Origin of the sequence: Aquimarina sp. EL_43 (genome assembly GCF_943422735.1) — a bacterium.
In the GTDB taxonomy this organism is placed as follows: domain Bacteria; phylum Bacteroidota; class Bacteroidia; order Flavobacteriales; family Flavobacteriaceae; genus Aquimarina; species Aquimarina megaterium.
The window spans coordinates 2386789-2412418 of sequence record NZ_CALSBR010000001.1; the positions used below are offsets into that span (position 1 = coordinate 2386789).

Sequence of the window (25630 nt, forward strand, 5' to 3'; positions counted from 1 at the left end):
ATTATTAGTACACAATCACTTTTCTAATAGTATTCCCATATGGTGTTTCTAGTACTACGGCATATACTCCAGAAGGCACTTGCAGAGTAAAAGGGATTTCATATTGTTTTTTACCAGATTGTTTTTTATGAGTAAGTATAGCGTTATTAGCCAGATTGAATACTTTAATACTGATGTCTTTTTGTTCTTTCAAGGTTATTTTTACAAAGAATTTACCACCAGAAGGATTTGGGTATACGCTAAACTCTCTGATATTTCCTAGCTGTTGATTTTGACTATTCTGGTTTTGATCATCTGTTATTTCTTTTTGTAGTACCAATACTTTTTGAGTAAATGTATCCTGACAGTTTCCTAGTTTAGATATCATCGAGATGTCGTATTCTCCGGGCTTGTTAAAATACAATTCAATAAGATCTTGATCTTGCATCACTATAGTTGCTTGTTCAGGCATTATCCACTGAATTTGATCAGGTATAGGATAAGTTACATCTATGATTACAAATTTTTCGTTAGTAAATACCTGGCTTGCATATAGAAATTCTGCATTAATTTCTTTTATATTTTCTATCACAGTAATACTGTCTTGAGCGATACACCCTTTTCCGCTGGTTACAGAGACAGTATATGTTCCCTGTTGATCTACATTGATTTCTGGGTTGGTACTGGTAAAACCAGTATCCGATGTCCAGTTATAAGAAGCATTAGGATCTTGTATAGTGGCAGATATGTTTACTGTTTGTCCTTCGCAAAAGAAAGGATCTTCACCAAGATCAATCGAGAATAGAGGAGGGTTTGTAAATTCTATGGGCTGACTTGAGTTTGTAACAACACATCCATTTTGATCTACTACTCGATATACATAAGATCCAAACCCTACATTTTTGAGTTCATTCCCCAGTGCACTAAAATTTGGATCTACTATATTTTCCCATGTGATGACATAATCCCCCGTTCCTCCTTGTATATTTAGTTGTATAGCAGCATCATTACCATCTCTGCATGATAATTCTTTTTTGTTGGCAAGGGTGACAGTTATAGGATTTGGTCCGTTTACATTAAATGTTCTGTTTTGTGTATTCCCTCCATCATCGGTTACAGTTACCTGATAGGTTCCTATTCCTACATTGGTTAGAGAAGCTCCCGATGTTCCATCATCCCATAGATACGAGTAGTCGCCACCAGAGTTTAAGAATCCACCGATTGCACTGGCGATAAGATTGACCTTTGTATCCGAACAATTAACAGTGTTAGGAGTCATATTGATAGTGATCTGGATGGGCTCAGGATCTGTAAGAGTGAATGTTTCGATATCAGAACTACATCCATTACTATCGGTTACTATGATGGTATAAACCCCCTCATAAAGATTGATGATATTTGTATTTGTAGATCCCGAAGGAGGTGTAAATGGATTTCCATCTTTGGTCCAGGCATAGTTTGTATAATTACCAGACCCGCTAGATACAGAGATTGCGATATGTCCATTATTACCATTAATAAGGGTAGGACTGGTAATTGATCCGGGTACACCAATAACATTGGGTATTGTAGGGAATAGTTCATCTACTGTTATAATAGCACTAGAGCTTTCACATCCATTTTTGTCTTTAATGAGTATGGTATAATCTCCTTTGGTTAGAGTATCAAAAAGAGTTTCTTCTTGCCAGGAGATTCCATTATCTATAGAATATTCATATAGAGGTGATGTTCCTGGTGTTCCACCATTTGGGGTTACTGTAATACTTCCATCATTTCCCCCAAAACATTGTACAGGAGAAGGAGTGCCACTAACCGATAATACTGGAGGAGCAGTTAGTGTAAATGGAGAACTTTCATCATATGCATCGGGGTTTGTGCCGATATCGTCAAAACCTCCGTTGTTGCTTTTGGTCTGCCAAAATAATTTATAAATTCCACCAGGTAGGTTTTTAGGATTCCAGGTATAGGAAGGACCAGTAAAATCACTTTTAGTTAATACTTTTGATTCATAACCATCAAAAGTGGTACCACCATCTATTTGTTTGTATACCTGTAAGTTCATTTTTTCTGAAACACTATCGTCAAGCTCTCTATCAAAAATTACTGTGAAACTACCATCATTATTGTAGCTACAGGTAGGATTGCTTGGTGCTGGATTAGGAGAAATATTAGTGTCTAATGCAGGCGAGCAGTTTAAAACTTCATAAATGATAGGTTTAGAGACTGCACCAGTATGATATTTAATCCTGAAACTCACATTCGGTTTTCCGGATAGGTTAGGGATATCACTATATTTTATGGTATAATTGCTTCCATGAGTTCCGGTTCCAATTAGAGAAGTCCATCCAATTCCACTATACATATACTCAATAGCATATGGATACGGATTAGTACATGAAAAAACGTTCAATACAATATTTTTGCTAGGACATATTTCTCTGGGTGTTGGATTTAGAGTTTGTAAACTCTCTATTTTATATAAATCTATTTTAGAAATGTTGAATCCACTACAACTAGGGTATTGTATATGAGTTAGGCAATTACTGTCATTTATGTTAGTTTCAGTTGTACGATTACAATTTGGGGTAGTACAATTTATAAAAGATATGTAAAGTTGATTTACAGATACTTTAATTATTTTTTCTGGGAATTCAATAATCGGAGTAGCTGGCAATGTATGCACAGAGTTATCAGCTAATGTTACAGATATTGTCATACTACCAACTCCATTTCCTCCGGGACAAATAATAACATTATAACTACTATCTAATATATATTCATATTGAGCTTTGACTAGATTAGAAGCCAAAAGAAACAATAGAATGATAGTACATTTTTTCATGGTTTTATTTTATCATAATCAATTTCAATATCTTTAAATTTATTTATACTAATGCTTTATGATTGCCTATTTAATAACTTTATTGGGCTATATTTATTACCTTATAATCACTTTTCTGATATGATTTCCATATGGTGTTTCTAGTACCAAGGCATATATTCCAGAAGGCATTTGCAGAGTAAAAGGGATTTCGTATTGTTTTTTACCAGATTGTTTTTTTTGATCTAATATGGTATTGTTAGCCAGGCTAAATACTTTAATACTGATATCTTTTTGTTCTTTCAATGCAACTTTTACAAAGAATTTACCATCAGAAGGATTTGGGTATACGCTGAACTCTTTGATATTTCCTGATTGTTGATTTTGGTTATCCTGATTTTGATCATCTGCTATTTCTTTTTGTAGTACTAATACTTTTTGAGTAAATATTTCCTGACAGTTTCCTAGTTTCGATATCATCGAGATATCGTATTCTCCGGGTTTTTCAAAATAGATTTCGATAAAATCCTGATTTTGTGAGACTATAGAGGCTTGTTCGGGCATTACCCACTGAATTTGATCAGGTATAGGGTAAGTTACATCTATGATTACAAATTTTTCATTAGTAAATACCTGGCTTGCATATAGGAATTCTGCATTAATTTGAGCATCAACTTGATGTAGGACTACACTACTGTTTGCAGTACATCCTTTTCCATTAGTCACAGTTACGGTATATTCTCCAGCTTGGTCGACTGTTATTTGGGGTGAGTTACTAGAGAATCCATTTTGTGCTGTCCATTGATATGTTGCGTTAGGGTCATTGATTAGAGCAGAGAATGAAGCGGTTTGTCCTAAACAAATAAACTGATCGTCTCCCAGATTAATATCGACTGGTTGGGGGTCTGTAATTTGATAGGTTCTTACTAAAGTTTTGTTTCCAAATCCTTGTATGGTTACCGTGTATGATCCGGCGCATAATCCGGTTATTTTATCTGTAGTCTCCCCGGTATTCCATTGATAGGTAAAATTACCATTTCCTTTGTTTACTTCAATTTCAATTTCTGCATCACAATCCCCGTTACATACCAGTGGTTTGATAGTCACATCTACGATATCGGGTTGTGTTATTTCATAAGTTTGCTGAATTGTGCAGGCATTAGCATCGGTAATACGAACTTGATATTGATCAGCGATCAGGTTATCTATAACTGTGGTATTTCCAATATTGGTATTATCAGAGAGTCTTATCCAGTTTATCGTGTAGGGTTGCAATCCTCCTGAGAGTTGTAGTTGGATTCTTCCATCATTTCCTTGATAAGCAGATACATTAGTTAAAGAAGCATTTTGAATCTGAATTTGATTATCCTGATTGATTACCGGTATTGTTTTATCGGTAGTACATCCATTAGCATCCTGTACCATGATATTGTATTGTCCTACAGTTAGGTTTTGGATATTTTGAGTAGTTTGTCCATCTTCCCAGAGTATGGTGTAGGGAGGAGTTCCTCCGGCAATAGATACATTGATAGCTCCTGTATTGTCTTCGGGACAAAGTACGGGAGTTGTACTTACGATGTTGATTTCCAACAGATCTGGCTGTGTGATGTTATATACTCCCGATGATATTTCTACATTACTATCATCAGTTATAGAGACTGTGTATGCACCAGGTTGTAAGCCGTCTATAGTAGGATCATCGGGTCTGGAGAATAAAGGATCTCCTTGTTTAGTCCATAGGTAGGTATAAGGTTGAACCCCTCCACTTACATTTACTGTAATTTTTCCATCATCAAGATCTTTACAACTAACATTGGTAATTGTAGTATTTTGTATTTCTAACAAATCTGGTTGTGTGATTACAATAGGTTGAGTTAATGTTGCTATACAGCCATCAATATCGGTGACTTCAATAGAGTAGTTTCCTGCTTCCAGGTTGATTAATTTGGTATCGGTAGATCCGTTAGGAGGAGTGAAAGGGTTTCCTTCTTTAAACCAATTGAATAGTGGTGTTCCCTGATTATTGATGATATTGATTTCGAGAACTCCTATATTACCTCCAAATACGATATTGTCTATGTGCGATGCAATAACTTCAGAGACTTCTATTCCTATAGGAGGTTCTGTGACTTCTATTGGAGTTCCAAAATTATTGATGGTACAGTTATTTTGATCAGTAATGGTATACTCATATGATCCTGCAGAGAGATCGGTTATGCTGGCTCCGGATTTGTTGAATGTATTATCGAATAGTTTAGTCCAGTTTACGGTATATTGTCCTGTACCTCCGTTAATGGTTAATTGTATGGTTCCATCACTTCCATTTTTACATCCTACATTACTTACAGCAGGTATGGCTGTTATAGGCTCAGGTCCTTGTACCTGAAAAGATTTAGATAGGCTATTTCCTCCTTGATCAGAGACAGTTACCTGGTAGGTTCCTATTCCTACATTGGTTAGAGAAGCTCCCGATGTTCCATCATCCCATAGATACGAGTAGTCACCACCAGAGTTTAAGAATCCACCGATTGCACTGGCGATAAGGTTGACTTTTGTATCCGAACAATTAACAGTGTTAGGAGTCATATTGATAGTGATCTGGATGGGCTCAGGATCTGTAAGAGTGAATGTTTCGATATCAGAACTACATCCATTACTATCGGTTACTATGATGGTATAAAACCCTTCATAAAGATTGATGATATTTGTATTTGTAGATCCCGAAGGAGGTGTAAATGGATTTCCATCTTTGGTCCAGGCATAGTTTGTATAGTTCCCAGATCCACTAGATACAGAGATTGCGATACGTCCATTATTACCATTAATAAGAGTAGGGTTGGTGATGAGTGCAGATAACCCAGTTACATCAGGAATAGTAGGAAATCGTTCACCAACAGTTATAGGTGCACTAGTAGCTTCACAACCTTTATTATCTTTGATAAGTATGGTGTAATCTCCTTTGATCAACCCATCAAACAGTGTACCTACGGGTTGTATATTGCTACCTACTATAGAATATTGATAAGGAGGCGTTCCACCATCTGGTGTTACTCTTATGCTTCCATCGTTTCCCCCAGAACATTGTACGGGAGAAGGAGTACCGCTAACTGATAATGCAGGAGGGGCAATTAGTGTAAATTCATTACTAAAATCGAGAGCATCTGGATTAGCGCCAGGATCGTTTCCTCCTCTTTTGGTTTGCCAACCTAGTATATAAGAGCCTGGAGCTAAACCGTTAGCATCCCATGTGAAAGATCGCCCATTAAAATCATTTTTTGTTAAAATATCTACTCCGGCAACATTGTCAAATGTTCCATTAGATACAAATACAACTAAACTCATTTTTTCTGAAACACTATCATCAAGTTCTCTATCAAAAGTTACTGTGAAACCGCCATCATTATTGTAACTACAAGTAGGATGAGTAAGCTTTGGGTTAGGAGAAACATTCGGATCTAATGCAGGTGAGCAGTTAAGAATTGTATACGGTTTTAAGGGAGAAAAAACATTACCAACTAGTTTATACCTGAAATAAATTATTTTGTTTGCATTATTCTCAAAATCTACCGGAAAATTATTAAAATCTATAAATATTGATTTTTTGTTTGAAGAGCCACTTATAGTAGCTAATTGTCCTTCAAAAGAATATTCCCATTCAATAATATCGGTATCAGAAATACCCGAAGTAGCATTTAATGTAACTCCATTACAGTTAAGTTCATTGGATTGTGTTGTATTAACTTTTTCAAAATATAATGTTCCAAAAGAAGGTTTATGTTCATAATATGAATCTATGTTAGGATCGATGTCCATTCTATATCCTCCTAAGCTGTATATTTTACCTCTATTAGGCCCCTCGATCCATCTACAACTTCCAGCTGAAACGCCATAATATGCAGGCCTTGTGGTTAAATCTAATATCCCTGTTGCAGTGCTAAGAGTTGTATCACTTCCATCTGCAATTTTCAAACTTCCTCTAGAAGATATTACACTCGCTGGATTAGACATAAAACAACTTGAAGCAGTTAAGTCCAAAACATTAACTGTAGATACGTGATATTTAAATTGCCCATAAAAATTAACGGAAAATAATAGGAACAGTATGTATAATAAGAGTTTTTTCATAATGATGTTTTTCATAATCCTTTTATTTACTTATTATTTCATAATCACTTTTCTAATATGATTTCCATATGGTGTTTCTAGTACTACGGCATATACTCCAGAGGGCATTTGCAGAGTAAAAGGGATCTCGTATTGTTTTTTACCAGATTGTTTTTTTTGATCTAATATGGTATTGTTAGCCAGGCTAAATACTTTAATACTGATATCTTTTTGTTCTTTCAGTGCAACTTTTACAAAGAATTTACCATCAGAAGGATTTGGGTATACGCTGAACTCTTTGATATTTCCTGATTGTTGATTTTGGTTATCCTGATTTTGATCATCTGCTATTTCTTTTTGTAGTACTAATACTTTTTGAGTAAATACCTCCTGACAGTTTCCTAGTTTCGATATCATCGAGATATCGTATTCTCCGGGTTTTTCAAAATAGATTTCGATAAAATCCTGATTTTGTGAGACTATAGAGGCTTGTTCGGGCATTACCCACTGAATTTGATCAGGTATAGGGTAAGTTACATCTATGATTACAAATTTTTCATTAGTAAATACCTGGCTTGCATATAGGAATTCTGCATTAATTTGAGCATCAACTTGATGTAGGACTACACTACTGTTTGCAGTACATCCTTTTCCATTAGTCACAGTTACGGTATATTCTCCAGCTTGGTCGACTGTTATTTGGGGTGAGTTACTAGAGAATCCGTTTTGTGCTGTCCATTGATATGTTGCGTTAGGGTCATTGATTAGAGCAGAGAATGAGGCGGTTTGTCCTAAACAAATAAACTGATCGTCTCCCAGATTAATATCGACTGGTTGGGGGTCTGTAATTTGATAGGTTCTTACTAAAGTTTTGTTTCCAAATCCTTGTATGGTTACCGTGTATGATCCGGCGCATAATCCGGTTATTTTATCTGTAGTCTCCCCGGTATTCCATTGATAGGTAAAATTACCATTTCCTTTGTTTACTTCAATTTCAATTTCTGCATCACAATCCCCGTTACATACCAGTGGTTTGATAGTTACATCTACGATATCGGGTTGTGTTATTTCATAAGTTTGCTGAATTGTGCAGGCATTAGCATCGGTAATACGAACTTGATATTGATCAGCGATCAGGTTATCTATACTTGTAGTATTTCCTATATTAGTATTATCAGAGAGTCGTATCCAGTTTATCGTGTAGGGTTGCAATCCTCCTGAGAGTTGTAATTGGATTCTTCCATCATTTCCTTCATAAGCAGATACATTAGTTAAAGAAGCATCTTGAATCTGAATTTGATTATCCTGATTGATTACCGGTATTGTTTTATCGGTAGTACATCCATTAGCATCCTGTACCATGATATTGTATTGTCCTACAGTTAGGTTTTGGATATTTTGAGTAGTTTGTCCATCTTCCCAGAGTATGGTATAGGGAGGAGTTCCTCCAGTAATAGATACATTGATAGCTCCTGTATTGTCACCGGGACAAAGTACGGGAGTTGTACTTACGATGTTGATTTCCAACAGATCTGGCTGTGTGATGTTATATACTCCCGATGATATTTCTACATTACTATCATCAGTTATAGAGACTGTGTATGCACCAGGTTGTAAGCCGTCTATAGTAGGATCATCGGGTCTGGAGAATAAAGGACCTCCTTGTTTAGTCCATAGGTAGGTATAAGGTTGAACCCCTCCACTTACATTTACTGTAATTTTTCCATCATCAAGATCTTTACAACTCACATTGGTAATTGTAGTATCCTGAATTTCTAACAAATCTGGCTGTGTGATTACAATAGGTTGAGTTAATGTTGCTATACAGCCATCAATATCAGTAACTTCAATAGAGTAGTTTCCGGCTTCCAAATGTATTAATTTGGTATCAGTAGATCCGGTAGGAGGAGTGAAAGGGTTTCCTTCTTTAAACCAATTGAATAGTGGTGTTCCTTGATTATTGATGATATTAATTTCGAGAACTCCTATATTACCTCCAAATACGATATTGTCTATGTGCGATGCAATAACTTCAAAGACTTCTATTCCTATAGGAGGTTCTGTGACTTCTATTGGAGTTCCAAAATTATTGATGGTACAGTTATTTTGATCAGTAATGGTATACTCATATGACCCGGCGGAGAGACCAGTTATATTGGCTCCGGATTTGTTGAAGGTATTATCGAATAGTTTAGTCCAGTTTACGGTATATTGTCCTGTACCTCCATTAATGGTTAATTGTATGGTTCCATCACTTCCATTTTTACATCCTACATTACTTACAGCAGGTATTGCTGTTATAGGTTCAGGTCCTTGTACCTGAAAAGATTTAGATAGGCTATTTCCTCCTTGATCAGAGACAGTTACCTGGTAGGTTCCTATTCCTACATTGGTTAGAGAAGCTCCCGATGTTCCATCATCCCATAGATACGAGTAGTCACCACCAGAGTTTAAGAATCCACCGATTGCACTGGCGATAAGGTTGACTTTTGTATCCGAACAATTAACAGTGTTAGGAGTCATATTGATAGTGATCTGGATGGGCTCAGGATCTGTAAGAGTGAATGTTTCGATATCAGAACTACATCCATTACTATCGGTTACTATGATGGTATAAACCCCTTCATAGAGATTGATGATATTTGTATTTGTAGACCCAGAAGGAGGTGTGAAAGGGTTTCCATCTTTGGTCCAGGCATAGTTTGTATAGTTCCCAGATCCACTAGATACAGAGATTGCGATACGTCCATTATTTCCATTAATAAGAGTAGGGTTGGTGATGAGTGCAGACAACCCCACTACATCTGGTATGGTTAGGAATCGTTCGTTAACAGTTATGGGTGCACTAGTAGCTTCACAACCATTATTATCTTTGATAAGAATGGTATAATCTCCTTTGGTTAGAGTATCAAAAAGAGTTTCTTGTTGCCATGTAGTTCCATTATCGATAGAATATTGGTATCGAGGTGATGTAGGCGGTGTTCCTGGTGTTCCCCCATTTGGAGTCACTGTAATACTTCCGTCATTTCCTCCAAAACATTGTACGGGAGAAGGAGTACCACTAACCGATAAAGTGGGAGGGGCAGTTAGTGTAAAAGGATTACTTTCATCATAGGCATCAGGTACTGTATTAATATCATCAAAACCTTCATTATTACTTTTGGTTTGCCAGAATAGTTTATAGATCCCACCGGGTAGGTTTTTAGGATCCCAGGTATAAGAAGCTCCGGTAAAATCACTTTTAGTTAATACTTTTGATTCATAACCATCAAAGATGCTTCCTACTTGTCGATATACCTGCAGGTTCATTTTTTCTTGTTTGGTATCATCAAGTTCTCTATCAAAAGTTACAGTAAAACTACCATTGTCATTATCATTAAGATTAATACTATTACTACATGAAGGTTGGATGTCAATTATAGGACCATCTAGTTTGGGTGAACAGGTTGTAATATCGTAAACAATTGTATTAGTGTCATAATCAAAGGAACTACCATTATTTAACTTACTTTTGATGAAATTCTAATAGCTCCTAGATAATTAGAGGGTAAAAAAGATGTAAGAGGTATTGATTGAGAATTTTGACCAATGGTAGTAGTTGCACTATTAATTTTTATGGATTGTTACTATTAATTGATAATACCATTCATATCTATAATTATGACAATCGTTTATCTGCTTTTAAAATAATATTTTTCTTCAATACATTTCTCTCTTAAAGTACCTGTAGGAATATCTAAAACTCCTTCCAGATTAGTTACTTTAGCTTGGCATCATAATTACCTGTTCCATTTCACACAAATACTTGAATAGTTAATTTGAGTATCTGCTATATTCGTACAATTTCTAAACTCCACCCCATCTCGAGGATGCAAAAGACAATTCATCTCAAAAAATGTTATAACTCTTGTTGGTTGAACAGAGTATATTCTACCAAAAGGGCTTGTAGCTTGGAGGATATCATATGTGTCTATTACATTAGTACCATTGAATACTCTTGTGATTTTTGTCCTGCTTAGTTCTCTAACACCATCGCAACAGATATCTATATCTTCAGAATAATCAAATAAATATCTTTGAGAATAGATTTTACTCCCTCCGATTAGTATAAAAATTATTAGAATTATTTGCTTCATTTTCAAATTTTAATATCTTACTTCAATCTCCTTCCATTCACTCACATTACATTATTAAATCCCTTCTTAATGTTTTAAAATAATAGTTATTACCTTATCATTATTTTCCTGATATGATTTCCATACGGAGTCTCTAGTACCAAGGCATATATTCCGGAAGGCATTTGTAGAGTAAAAGGGATTTCATATTGTTTTTTACCAGATTGTTTCTTTTGATCTAATATGGTATTGTTTGCCAAACTAAATATTTTGATACTGATATCTTTTTGTTCTTTCAGGGTTACTTTTGCAAAGAATTTTCCATCAGAAGGATTAGGGTATATACTAAATTCTTTTATATTGCTTAACTGTTCTTCTAGTTCTTCTTCTGTTTGATCATCTAGATTTTCTTTTTCTAAGACGATATTTTTTGGGTAAATACTTCCTGGCAATTTCCTAGTTTGGATATCATCGAGATGTCATATTCTCCTGGTTTTTCAAAGTAGATTTCGATAAGATCTTGATTTTGTGTAACTATAGAGGCTTGTTCTGGCATTACCCACTGAATTTGATCAGGTATAGGATGAGTTACATCTATGATTACAAATTTTTCATTGGTAAATACCTGACTTGCATATAGGAATTCTGCATTAATTTGGGCATCGACTTGATGCAGGACTACACTACTGTTTGCAGTACATCCTTTTCCATTAGTCACAGTTACGGTATATTCTCCAGCTTGGTCGACTGTTATTTGGGGTGAGTTACTAGAGAATCCATTTTGTGCTGTCCATTGATATGTTGCGTTAGGGTCATTGATTAGAGCAGAGAATGAAGCGGTTTGTCCTAAACAAATAAACTGATCGTCTCCCAGATTAATATCGACTGGTTGGGGGTCTGTAATTTGATAGGTTCTTACTAAAGTTTTGTTTCCAAATCCTTGTATGGTTACCGTGTATGATCCGGCGCATAATCCGGTTATTTTATCTGTAGTCTCCCCGGTATTCCATTGATAGGTAAAATTACCATTTCCTTTGTTTACTTCAATTTCAATTTCTGCATCACAATCCCCGTTACATACCAGTGGTTTGATAGTCACATCTACGATATCGGGTTGTGTTATTTCATAAGTTTGCTGAATTGTGCAGGCATTAGCATCGGTAATACGAACTTGATATTGATCAGCGATCAGGTTATCTATAACTGTGGTATTTCCAATATTGGTATTATCAGAGAGTCTTATCCAGTTTATCGTGTAGGGTTGCAATCCTCCTGAGAGTTGTAGTTGGATTCTTCCATCATTTCCTTGATAAGCAGATACATTAGTTAAAGAAGCATTTTGAATCTGAATTTGATTATCCTGATTGATTACCGGTATTGTTTTATCGGTAGTACATCCATTAGCATCCTGTACCATGATATTGTATTGTCCTACAGTTAGGTTTTGGATATTTTGAGTAGTTTGTCCATCTTCCCAGAGTATGGTGTAGGGAGGAGTTCCTCCGGCAATAGATACATTGATAGCTCCTGTATTGTCTTCGGGACAAAGTACGGGAGTTGTACTTACGATGTTGATTTCCAACAGATCTGGCTGTGTGATGTTATATACTCCCGATGATATTTCTACATTACTATCATCAGTTATAGAGACTGTGTATGCACCAGGTTGTAAGCCGTCTATAGTAGGATCATCGGGTCTGGAGAATAAAGGATCTCCTTGTTTAGTCCATAGGTAGGTATAAGGTTGAACCCCTCCACTTACATTTACTGTAATTTTTCCATCATCAAGATCTTTACAACTAACATTGGTAATTGTAGTATTTTGTATTTCTAACAAATCTGGTTGTGTGATTACAATAGGTTGAGTTAATGTTGCTATACAGCCATCAATATCGGTGACTTCAATAGAGTAGTTTCCTGCTTCCAGGTTGATTAATTTGGTATCGGTAGATCCGTTAGGAGGAGTGAAAGGGTTTCCTTCTTTAAACCAATTGAATAGTGGTGTTCCCTGATTATTGATGATATTGATTTCGAGAACTCCTATATTACCTCCAAATACGATATTGTCTATGTGCGATGCAATAACTTCAGAGACTTCTATTCCTATAGGAGGTTCTGTGACTTCTATTGGAGTTCCAAAATTATTGATGGTACAGTTATTTTGATCAGTAATGGTATACTCATATGATCCTGCAGAGAGATCGGTTATGCTGGCTCCGGATTTGTTGAATGTATTATCGAATAGTTTAGTCCAGTTTACGGTATATTGTCCTGTACCTCCGTTAATGGTTAATTGTATGGTTCCATCACTTCCATTTTTACATCCTACATTACTTACAGCAGGTATGGCTGTTATAGGCTCAGGTCCTTGTACCTGAAAAGATTTAGATAGGCTATTTCCTCCTTGATCAGAGACAGTTACCTGGTAGGTTCCTATTCCTACATTGGTTAGAGAAGCTCCCGATGTTCCATCATCCCATAGATACGAGTAGTCACCACCAGAGTTTAAGAATCCACCGATTGCACTGGCGATAAGGTTGACTTTTGTATCCGAACAATTAACAGTGTTAGGAGTCATATTGATAGTGATCTGGATGGGCTCAGGATCTGTAAGAGTGAATGTTTCGATATCAGAACTACATCCATTACTATCGGTTACTATGATGGTATAAAACCCTTCATAAAGATTGATGATATTTGTATTTGTAGATCCCGAAGGAGGTGTAAATGGATTTCCATCTTTGGTCCAGGCATAGTTTGTATAGTTCCCAGATCCACTAGATACAGAGATTGCGATACGTCCATTATTACCATTAATAAGAGTAGGGTTGGTGATGAGTGCAGATAACCCAGTTACATCAGGAATAGTAGGAAATCGTTCACCAACAGTTATAGGTGCACTAGTAGCTTCACAACCTTTATTATCTTTGATAAGTATGGTGTAATCTCCTTTGATCAACCCATCAAACAGTGTACCTACGGGTTGTATATTGCTACCTACTATAGAATATTGATAAGGAGGCGTTCCACCATCTGGTGTTACTCTTATGCTTCCATCGTTTCCCCCAGAACATTGTACGGGAGAAGGAGTACCGCTAACTGATAATGCAGGAGGGGCAATTAGTGTAAATTCATTACTAAAATCGAGAGCATCTGGATTAGCGCCAGGATCGTTTCCTCCTCTTTTGGTTTGCCAACCTAGTATATAAGAGCCTGGAGCTAAACCGTTAGCATCCCATGTGAAAGATCGCCCATTAAAATCATTTTTTGTTAAAATATCTACTCCGGCAACATTGTCAAATGTTCCATTAGATACAAATACAACTAAACTCATTTTTTCTGAAACACTATCATCAAGTTCTCTATCAAAAGTTACTGTGAAACCGCCATCATTATTGTAACTACAAGTAGGATGAGTAAGCTTTGGGTTAGGAGAAACATTCGGATCTAATGCAGGTGAGCAGTTAAGAATTGTATACGGTTTTAAGGGAGAAAAAACATTACCAACTAGTTTATACCTGAAATAAATTATTTTGTTTGCATTATTCTCAAAATCTACCGGAAAATTATTAAAATCTATAAATATTGATTTTTTGTTTGAAGAGCCACTTATAGTAGCTAATTGTCCTTCAAAAGAATATTCCCATTCAATAATATCGGTATCAGAAATACCCGAAGTAGCATTTAATGTAACTCCATTACAGTTAAGTTCATTGGATTGTGTTGTATTAACTTTTTCAAAATATAATGTTCCAAAAGAAGGTTTATGTTCATAATATGAATCTATGTTAGGATCGATGTCCATTCTATATCCTCCTAAGCTGTATATTTTACCTCTATTAGGCCCCTCGATCCATCTACAACTTCCAGCTGAAACGCCATAATATGCAGGCCTTGTGGTTAAATCTAATATCCCTGTTGCAGTGCTAAGAGTTGTATCACTTCCATCTGCAATTTTCAAACTTCCTCTAGAAGATATTACACTCGCTGGATTAGACATAAAACAACTTGAAGCAGTTAAGTCCAAAACATTAACTGTAGATACGTGATATTTAAATTGCCCATAAAAATTAACGGAAAATAATAGGAACAGTATGTATAATAAGAGTTTTTTCATAATGATGTTTTTCATAATCCTTTTATTTACTTATTATTTCATAATCACTTTTCTAATATGATTTCCATATGGTGTTTCTAGTACTACGGCATATACTCCAGAGGGCATTTGCAGAGTAAAAGGGATCTCGTATTGTTTTTTACCAGATTGTTTTTTTTGATCTAATATGGTATTGTTAGCCAGGCTAAATACTTTAATACTGATATCTTTTTGTTCTTTCAGTGCAACTTTTACAAAGAATTTACCATCAGAAGGATTTGGGTATACGCTGAACTCTTTGATATTTCCTGATTGTTGATTTTGGTTATCCTGATTTTGATCATCTGCTATTTCTTTTTGTAGTACTAATACTTTTTGAGTAAATACCTCCTGACAGTTTCCTAGTTTCGATATCATCGAGATATCGTATTCTCCGGGTTTTTCAAAATAGATTTCGATAAAATCCTGATTTTGTGAGACTATAGAGGCTTGTTCGGGCATTACCCACTGAATTTGATCAGGTATAGGGTAAGTTACATCTATGATTACAAATTTTTCATTAGTAAATACCTGGCTTGCATATAGGAATTCTGCATTAATTTGAGCATCAACTTGATGTAGGACTACACTACTGTTTGCAGTACATCCTTTTCCATTAGTCACAGTTACGGTATATTCTCCAGCTTGGTCGACTGTTATTTGGGGTGAGTTACTAGAGAATCCGTTTTGTGCTGTCCATTGATATGTTGCGTTAGGGTCATTGATTAGAGCAGAGAATGAGGCGGTTTGTCCTAAACAAATAAACTGATCGTCTCCCAGATTAATATCGACTGGTTGGGGGTCTGTAATTTGATAGGTTCTTACTAAAGTTTTGTTTCCAAATCCTTGTATGGTTACCGTGTATGATCCGGCGCATAATCCGGTTATTTTATCTGTAGTCTCCCCGGTATTCCATTGATAGGTAAAATTACCATTTCCTTTGTTTACTTCAATTTCAATTTCTGCATCACAATCCCCGTTACATACCAGTGGTTTGATAGTTACATCTACGATATCGGGTTGTGTTATTTCATAAGTTTGCTGAATTGTGCAGGCATTAGCATCGGTAATACGAACTTGATATTGATCAGCGATCAGGTTATCTATACTTGTAGTATTTCCTATATTAGTATTATCAGAGAGTCGTATCCAGTTTATCGTGTAGGGTTGCAATCCTCCTGAGAGTTGTAATTGGATTCTTCCATCATTTCCTTCATAAGCAGATACATTAGTTAAAGAAGCATCTTGAATCTGAATTTGATTATCCTGATTGATTACCGGTATTGTTTTATCGGTAGTACATCCATTAGCATCCTGTACCATGATATTGTATTGTCCTACAGTTAGGTTTTGGATATTTTGAGTAGTTTGTCCATCTTCCCAGAGTATGGTATAGGGAGGAGTTCCTCCAGTAATAGATACATTGATAGCTCCTGTATTGTCACCGGGACAAAGTACGGGAGTTGTACTTACGATGTTGATTTCCAACAGATCTGGCTGTGTGATGTTATATACTCCCGATGATATTTCTACATTACTATCATCAGTTATAGAGACTGTGTATGCACCAGGTTGTAAGCCGTCTATAGTAGGATCATCGGGTCTGGAGAATAAAGGACCTCCTTGTTTAGTCCATAGGTAGGTATAAGGTTGAACCCCTCCACTTACATTTACTGTAATTTTTCCATCATCAAGATCTTTACAACTCACATTGGTAATTGTAGTATCCTGAATTTCTAACAAATCTGGCTGTGTGATTACAATAGGTTGAGTTAATGTTGCTATACAGCCATCAATATCAGTAACTTCAATAGAGTAGTTTCCGGCTTCCAAATGTATTAATTTGGTATCAGTAGATCCGGTAGGAGGAGTGAAAGGGTTTCCTTCTTTAAACCAATTGAATAGTGGTGTTCCTTGATTATTGATGATATTAATTTCGAGAACTCCTATATTACCTCCAAATACGATATTGTCTATGTGCGATGCAATAACTTCAAAGACTTCTATTCCTATAGGAGGTTCTGTGACTTCTATTGGAGTTCCAAAATTATTGATGGTACAGTTATTTTGATCAGTAATGGTATACTCATATGACCCGGCGGAGAGACCAGTTATATTGGCTCCGGATTTGTTGAAGGTATTATCGAATAGTTTAGTCCAGTTTACGGTATATTGTCCTGTACCTCCATTAATGGTTAATTGTATGGTTCCATCACTTCCATTTTTACATCCTACATTACTTACAGCAGGTATTGCTGTTATAGGTTCAGGTCCTTGTACCTGAAAAGATTTAGATAGGCTATTTCCTCCTTGATCAGAGACAGTTACCTGGTAGGTTCCTATTCCTACATTGGTTAGAGAAGCTCCCGATGTTCCATCATCCCATAGATACGAGTAGTCACCACCAGAGTTTAAGAATCCACCGATTGCACTGGCGATAAGGTTGACTTTTGTATCCGAACAATTAACAGTGTTAGGAGTCATATTGATAGTGATCTGGATGGGCTCAGGATCTGTAAGAGTGAATGTTTCGATATCAGAACTACATCCATTACTATCGGTTACTATGATGGTATAAACCCCTTCATAGAGATTGATGATATTTGTATTTGTAGACCCAGAAGGAGGTGTGAAAGGGTTTCCATCTTTGGTCCAGGCATAGTTTGTATAGTTCCCAGATCCACTAGATACAGAGATTGCGATACGTCCATTATTTCCATTAATAAGAGTAGGGTTGGTGATGAGTGCAGACAACCCCACTACATCTGGTATGGTTAGGAATCGTTCGTTAACAGTTATGGGTGCACTAGTAGCTTCACAACCATTATTATCTTTGATAAGAATGGTATAATCTCCTTTGGTTAGAGTATCAAAAAGAGTTTCTTGTTGCCATGTAGTTCCATTATCGATAGAATATTGGTATCGAGGTGATGTAGGCGGTGTTCCTGGTGTTCCCCCATTTGGAGTCACTGTAATACTTCCGTCATTTCCTCCAAAACATTGTACGGGAGAAGGAGTACCACTAACCGATAAAGTGGGAGGGGCAGTTAGTGTAAAAGGATTACTTTCATCATAGGCATCAGGTACTGTATTAATATCATCAAAACCTTCATTATTACTTTTGGTTTGCCAGAATAGTTTATAGATCCCACCGGGTAGGTTTTTAGGATCCCAGGTATAAGAAGCTCCGGTAAAATCACTTTTAGTTAATACTTTTGATTCATAACCATCAAAGATGCTTCCTACTTGTCGATATACCTGCAGGTTCATTTTTTCTTGTTTGGTATCATCAAGTTCTCTATCAAAAGTTACAGTAAAACTACCATTGTCATTATCATTAAGATTAATACTATTACTACATGAAGGTTGGATGTCAATTATAGGACCATCTAGTTTGGGTGAACAGGTTGTAATATCGTAAACAATTGTATTAGTGTCATAATCAAAGGAACTACCATTATTTATACTTACTTTTGATGAAATTCTAATAGCTCCTAGATAATTAGAGGGTAAAAAAGATGTAAGAGGTATTGATTGAGAATTTTGACCAATGGTAGTAGTTGCACTATTAATTTTTATGGGATTGTTACTATTAATTTGATAATACCATTCATATCTATAATTATGACAATCGTTATCTGCTTTTAAAATAATATTTTCTTCAATACATTTCTCTCTTAAAGTACCTGTAGGAATATCTAAAACTCCTTCCAGATTAGTTACTTTAGCTTGGGCATCATAATTACCTGTTCCATTTCCACAAATACTTGAATAGTTAATTTGAGTATCTGCTATATTCGTACAATTTCTAACTCCACCCCCATCTCGAGGATGCAAAAGACAATTCATCTCAAAAAATGTTATAACTCTTGTTGGTTGAACAGAGTATATTCTACCAAAAGGGCTTGTAGCTTGGAGGATATCATATGTGTCTATTACATTAGTACCATTGAATACTCTTGTGATTTTTGTCCTGCTTAGTTCTCTAACACCATCGCAACAGATATCTATATCTTCAGAATAATCAAATAAATATCTTTGAGAATAGATTTTACTCCCTCCGATTAGTATAAAAATTATTAGAATTATTTGCTTCATTTTCAAATTTTAATATCTTACTTCAATCTCCTTCCATTCACTCACATTACATTATTAAATCCCTTCTTAATGTTTTAAAATAATAGTTATTACCTTATCATTATTTTCCTGATATGATTTCCATACGGAGTCTCTAGTACCAAGGCATATATTCCGGAAGGCATTTGTAGAGTAAAAGGGATTTCATATTGTTTTTTACCAGATTGTTTCTTTTGATCTAATATGGTATTGTTTGCCAAACTAAATATTTTGATACTGATATCTTTTTGTTCTTTCAGGGTTACTTTTGCAAAGAATTTTCCATCAGAAGGATTAGGGTATATACTAAATTCTTTTATATTGCTTAACTGTTCTTCTAGTTCTTCTTCTGTTTGATCATCTAGATTTTCTTTTTCTAAGACGATTATTTTTTGGGTAAATACTTCCTGGCAATTTCCTAGTTTGGATATCATCGAGATGTCATATTCTCCTGGTTTTTCAAAGTAGATTTCGATAAGATCTTGATTTTGTGTAACTATAGAGGCTTGTTCTGGCATTACCCACTGAATTTGATCAGGTATAGGATGAGTTACATCTATGATTACAAATTTTTCATTGGTAAATACCTGACTTGCATATAGGAATTCTGCATTAATTTGGGCATCGACTTGATGCAGGACTACACTACTGGTTGCTGTACATCCTTTTGTATTAGTTACAGTTACAGTATATTCTCCGGGTTGATCGACTGTTATTTGGGGTGAGTTACTAGAGAATCCATTTTGTGCTGTCCATTGATATGTTGCGTTAGGGTCATTGATTAGAGCAGAGAATGAAGCGGTTTGTCCTAAACAAATAAACTGATCGTCTCCCAGGTTAATATCGACTGGTTTAGGATCTGTAATTTGATAGGTTCTTACTAAAGTTTTGTTTCCAAACCCTTGTATGGTTACAGTATATGATCCAGCACATAATCCTGTTATTTTATCTGTAGTCTCTCCGGTATTCCATTGATAGGTAAAATTACCATTTCCTTTGTTTACTTCAATTTCGATTTCTGCATCACAATCCCCGTTACATACCAGTGGTTTGATAGTCACATCTACGATATCGGGTTGTGTTATTTCATAAGTTTGCTGAATTGTGCAGGCATTAGCATCGGTAATACGAACTTGATATTGATCAGCGATCAGGTTATCTATAACTGTGGTATTTCCAATATTGGTATTATCAGAGAGTCTTATCCAGTTTATCGTGTAGGGTTGCAATCCTCCTGAGAGTTGTAGTTGGATTCTTCCATCATTTCCTTGATAAGCAGATACATTAGTTAAAGAAGCATTTTGAATCTGAATTTGATTATCCTGATTGATTACCGGTATTGTTTTATCGGTAGTACATCCATTAGCATCCTGTACCATGATATTGTATTGTCCTACAGTTAGGTTTTGGATATTTTGAGTAGTTTGTCCATCTTCCCAGAGTATGGTGTAGGGAGGAGTTCCTCCGGCAATAGATACATTGATAGCTCCTGTATTGTCTTCGGGACAAAGTACGGGAGTTGTACTTACGATGTTGATTTCCAACAGATCTGGCTGTGTGATGTTATATACTCCCGATGATATTTCTACATTACTATCATCAGTTATAGAGACTGTGTATGCACCAGGTTGTAAGCCGTCTATAGTAGGATCATCGGGTCTGGAGAATAAAGGATCTCCTTGTTTAGTCCATAGGTAGGTATAAGGTTGAACCCCTCCACTTACATTTACTGTAATTTTTCCATCATCAAGATCTTTACAACTAACATTGGTAATTGTAGTATTTTGTATTTCTAACAAATCTGGTTGTGTGATTACAATAGGTTGAGTTAATGTTGCTATACAGCCATCAATATCGGTGACTTCAATAGAGTAGTTTCCTGCTTCCAGGTTGATTAATTTGGTATCGGTAGATCCGTTAGGAGGAGTGAAAGGGTTTCCTTCTTTAAACCAATTGAATAGTGGTGTTCCCTGATTATTGATGATATTGATTTCGAGAACTCCTATATTACCTCCAAATACGATATTGTCTATGTGCGATGCAATAACTTCAGAGACTTCTATTCCTATAGGAGGTTCTGTGACTTCTATTGGAGTTCCAAAATTATTGATGGTACAGTTATTTTGATCAGTAATGGTATACTCATATGATCCTGCAGAGAGATCGGTTATGCTGGCTCCGGATTTGTTGAATGTATTATCGAATAGTTTAGTCCAGTTTACGGTATATTGTCCTGTACCTCCGTTAATGGTTAATTGTATGGTTCCATCACTTCCATTTTTACATCCTACATTACTTACAGCAGGTATGGCTGTTATAGGCTCAGGTCCTTGTACCTGAAAAGATTTAGATAGGCTATTTCCTCCTTGATCAGAGACAGTTACCTGGTAGGTTCCTATTCCTACATTGGTTAGAGAAGCTCCCGATGTTCCATCATCCCATAGATACGAGTAGTCACCACCAGAGTTTAAGAATCCACCGATTGCACTGGCGATAAGGTTGACTTTTGTATCCGAACAATTAACAGTGTTAGGAGTCATATTGATAGTGATCTGGATGGGCTCAGGATCTGTAAGAGTGAATGTTTCGATATCAGAACTACATCCATTACTATCGGTTACTATGATGGTATAAACCCCTTCATAGAGATTGATGATATTTGTATTTGTAGACCCAGAAGGAGGTGTGAAAGGGTTTCCATCTTTGGTCCAGGCATAGTTTGTATAGTTCCCAGATCCACTAGATACAGAGATTGCGATACGTCCATTATTTCCATTAATAAGAGTAGGGTTGGTGATGAGTGCAGACAACCCCACTACATCTGGTATGGTTAGGAATCGTTCGTTAACAGTTATGGGTGCACTAGTAGCTTCACAACCATTATTATCTTTGATAAGAATGGTATAATCTCCTTTGGTTAGAGTATCAAAAAGAGTTTCTTGTTGCCATGTAGTTCCATTATCGATAGAATATTGGTATCGAGGTGATGTAGGCGGTGTTCCTGGTGTTCCCCCATTTGGAGTCACTGTAATACTTCCGTCATTTCCTCCAAAACATTGTACGGGAGAAGGAGTACCACTAACAGATAAAGCGGGAGGAGTAGTTAGTGTAAAAGGATTACTTTCATCATAGGCATCAGGTACTGTATTAATATCATCAAAACCTTCATTGTTACTTTTGGTTTGCCAGAATAGTTTATAGACCCCACCAGGTAAGTTTTTAGGTTCCCAGGTATAGGAAGTCCCGGTGAAATCACTTTTAGTTACTACTTTTGATGCATAACCATCAAAGATGCTTCCCACTTGTCGATATACCTGTAGATTCATTTTTTCTGAAACACTATCATCAAGTTCTCTATCAAAAGTAACAGTAAAACTACCATTGTCATTGTCATTATGATTGATACTATTACTACATAAAGGTTGGATGTCTATTATTGGGCCATTTAGCGCAGGAGAACAATCAATAAATGATAATGTAATTAGATCAGATCGATCTTTATTTTGAGTTGGATTTTGTACATAATAGACCTGAATTTGGAAATTAGGTGCAGTTCCTACATTTGGAATATCATTATAATCAAAAGTAAAATTTCCTGAATGTTCACCGTAAGGTAGAAGCTCGGTTCGAACACCACCTACAAAAGAATGAACAGAATATTTCATTAATGTTCCACAATCAAAAACCTGTAACGATTGTGTTTCGCATTTTTTTAAACCATTAGAAATAAGATTAGCATTTTGAGATTGTAAAGTGACAATAGGAGAAATCTTTCCAAAACCTTTTGGGGTCTCACAAAAACCAAGATATTGAAATATAGTACAAGAGTTGTCATAATTATTGTAATAATAATCATAAGATCCACAAGTTGGATAAGGATGTATTCTATCTATTACAGAAATATGACCAAATCTATTGATAGGGTTAGCGTACTCAACAACTTCATCTTTTGTTTCTGTTATAGGATTAAGATATATGGGGCTAGCAGAATATATTCTATCTAATAATTGATTGTCATTAAATGCACTTAATTCATAATGAACAATTTCAAAGCCATTATTTAAAGGCTTTGGGGCAGTCATGGTAAGATCATACTCTATTTTGTATTTGTGTTGCCCTTGTATCGTAAAAAAACAAAAAAACAAAGAAACAATGAGAAATGTATTTTTAAAATAAAAATACGACTTCCCTGTTATTGTAATTATTATTACCCTCATTTTATTTTCTGGTTTTAATATCTTACTTCAATCTCCTTCCATTCACTCACACTACCATCATTAAATACTGCTTTAAATGCATATGTATATGTAGTATTTGGAGTTAGGTTTTGGTCTATCCATCGTTTATCTTCTGGTGCTAATCTTTTATACAAGGTATATGAATCTTCTAAACTCTTTCTATACACCTGTATCTCTACAGCACTCTCTTCTTTAAAACGCCAGGTGAGTTGTACGAATTTGCGTTCTCGATCTACAGTCGCATACAATCCTTTTACACCAGGTTGTATTAATTTTCCGGGCATATTAATTACTATTGGAGGGGTTGGCTCACTTTCCAAACCACTCTGGTCTACGGTAATTAAGGTGTAGCGATATTTTCTACCGGGATTAGCTTTTGTGTCTGTAAAGCTAGTGATAGAATCTACACTTGTCTCATATATTTTCTCCCAAGGCTGAGTTACAGAATCTGTTACATTTTTTCGGTATACTACAGTGGTTGCCCAATCATCAGATGAACTGTTAATCCATGAAAAAATGACAGCACCTTCTTTTATTTCATATGTTTTAAATACAGGTGATGTTGGAGGTATACGATCAGGTTTTTTAAGTACTAAGGTATCCGAAGGTACAGATTCATTATAACGGTTATCTACTGCAATTAATCGGTAGTAAACAGCTTTATCGAAAGAAGTCATATCTATACTATCAATAAAACTTTCATTGATAAGATTAGCCTTATTTAGTTTTGTGAATTCCTGATCTTTACGATAGGCTCTCAAAATATCATACCCTTTTAAATCTAATTCAGTGTTTTTTACCCACTTTAGTGCGACTACGCCTAATGTATCTACAATTCCTTCGAGACCTTGTGGTTTTTTTGGAGGAATACTATCTATAGGTTGTACCATGGTAGCAGGAGATTCTTTATAATCCTGATGTTTCCCAAAAGCTTTGAGTTTAAAATAATTAATATCAGATAACGGACCATAAGTAATCTTTTTCTGATCTGGAGGGATACTGTCAATTACAGTTTTATATGGTCCTACTGCTTTTTCTGCACGTAAAAGTTCATATTTTCTAAGTTTCCACTGTTCTTCTTCGGCAAAAGTCCATTCTAGTTCTACTTCATTTTCAGAAATAATATTTGTAGCAGAAAATACAGGTTCAGTTTTTATTTCTTTAAACCCTATTAATTCTGCTGGATCAGATGGAGGGCTGGTTTCACTAAAATAATTGATACCCACAATGCGATACCAATATTTTTTACCGTATTGAGGTATAGAATCGGTATAGGAAACTCCAGAATATGGGGTGTCTGCTAATTTTGTAATGGGTACATCATTGATTTTATTAAAAACCTGACCATCTTCAGATCTTTCCAAATTGTAAGCCGTATAGTAGGGTAGTAGCTGGTCGTATTCCCATACCAACACAAATGCATTTTTATAGAAATACCCAAAAAAGTCAGATGGTTTAGGTAGTTCTTCAATATCTTTTGTACTAATAAATACTCCAGAAGACTCCAATTCTATTCTTTCTTTTGGAATAGCACTTTTTATATTATAGAGGTATTTTTCATTTTCATTAACATCGGTATCTACATATCCCAGTCCGGCATATTGAGCGACTTCAAAATCTTGATCAATAGCGAATAAAGAAAATCCAAATCGACGATCCAACTCTTCACTTTCATAAAAAACTCTAAGTAATTGATTCTCCTCTTGATTATCTACCTGAAAAGTTTCTCCATAAATTGCTTGTGCTGCAATAGCTGCCATATCGTTTTCTTGAATGAAACTTTCCCAGTCTTTAGGAGGTCTGGGTTTAATAGTATCTCCAGAAATTATTTTCTTTTCAGGATTAGTTAGAGGTTTTCCATCACGCAGAACCGTGGTACGTTCTACCACAAAACCGTATTGATTGCTATATTTCCAGGCATACTTATCAGTTACTGCCCAGCGCAATAGTATTGCATCTTTTTTTGCGAAAGCTTTTACTACTATTTTTTTAGGAACTTCTGCACTTTTCTCTTGTGCAGATATGTTAATACTTAAGCTTCCAAAAAGTAATATTGTATATAGTATGCAATATTTTAATTTCATCTATTTGTTTTTTCTATTTATTAGATGTTATCACATCG

Annotated in this window: 9 protein-coding genes; all 9 read right to left on the reverse strand. The window is 35.6% G+C overall.

Annotated features, from left to right (window positions below):
* Positions 1-4: 4 nt before the first annotated feature.
* On the reverse strand, positions 5-2821 hold the full coding sequence (locus NNL09_RS10360) for a T9SS type A sorting domain-containing protein (RefSeq protein WP_196911731.1): 2817 nt from the start codon (positions 2819-2821) through the stop codon (positions 5-7).
* Positions 2822-2917: 96 nt separating this feature from the next.
* On the reverse strand, positions 2918-6940 hold the full coding sequence (locus NNL09_RS10365) for a PKD domain-containing protein (protein ID WP_254514235.1): 4023 nt from the start codon (positions 6938-6940) through the stop codon (positions 2918-2920).
* An 18-nt stretch (positions 6941-6958) separates the two neighbouring features.
* Positions 6959-10213: a PKD domain-containing protein gene (locus tag NNL09_RS10370; RefSeq protein ID WP_254514236.1), complete on the reverse strand. Its 3255-nt coding sequence runs from the start codon at positions 10211-10213 to the stop codon at positions 6959-6961.
* A 470-nt stretch (positions 10214-10683) separates the two neighbouring features.
* Positions 10684-11040, reverse strand: a complete 357-nt coding sequence (locus NNL09_RS10375) for a hypothetical protein (protein WP_254514237.1) — start codon at positions 11038-11040, stop codon at positions 10684-10686.
* Between the two features lie 89 nt (positions 11041-11129).
* Positions 11130-11471: a T9SS type A sorting domain-containing protein gene (locus NNL09_RS10380; RefSeq protein WP_254514238.1), complete on the reverse strand. Its 342-nt coding sequence runs from the start codon at positions 11469-11471 to the stop codon at positions 11130-11132.
* Positions 11435-15151, reverse strand: coding sequence for a PKD domain-containing protein (locus tag NNL09_RS10385; RefSeq protein ID WP_254514239.1), 3717 nt, complete (start codon positions 15149-15151; stop codon positions 11435-11437). Before NNL09_RS10385 ends, NNL09_RS10380 begins: the two co-directional genes overlap by 37 nt.
* 18 nt (positions 15152-15169) lie before the next feature.
* Positions 15170-19252, reverse strand: coding sequence for a PKD domain-containing protein (locus NNL09_RS10390; protein WP_254514240.1), 4083 nt, complete (start codon positions 19250-19252; stop codon positions 15170-15172).
* Positions 19253-19341: 89 nt separating this feature from the next.
* On the reverse strand, positions 19342-23487 hold the full coding sequence (locus tag NNL09_RS10395; protein ID WP_254514241.1) for a PKD domain-containing protein: 4146 nt from the start codon (positions 23485-23487) through the stop codon (positions 19342-19344).
* Between the two features lie 14 nt (positions 23488-23501).
* Positions 23502-25592: a fibronectin type III domain-containing protein gene (locus NNL09_RS10400; protein WP_196911168.1), complete on the reverse strand. Its 2091-nt coding sequence runs from the start codon at positions 25590-25592 to the stop codon at positions 23502-23504.
* Positions 25593-25630 lie beyond the last annotated feature (38 nt).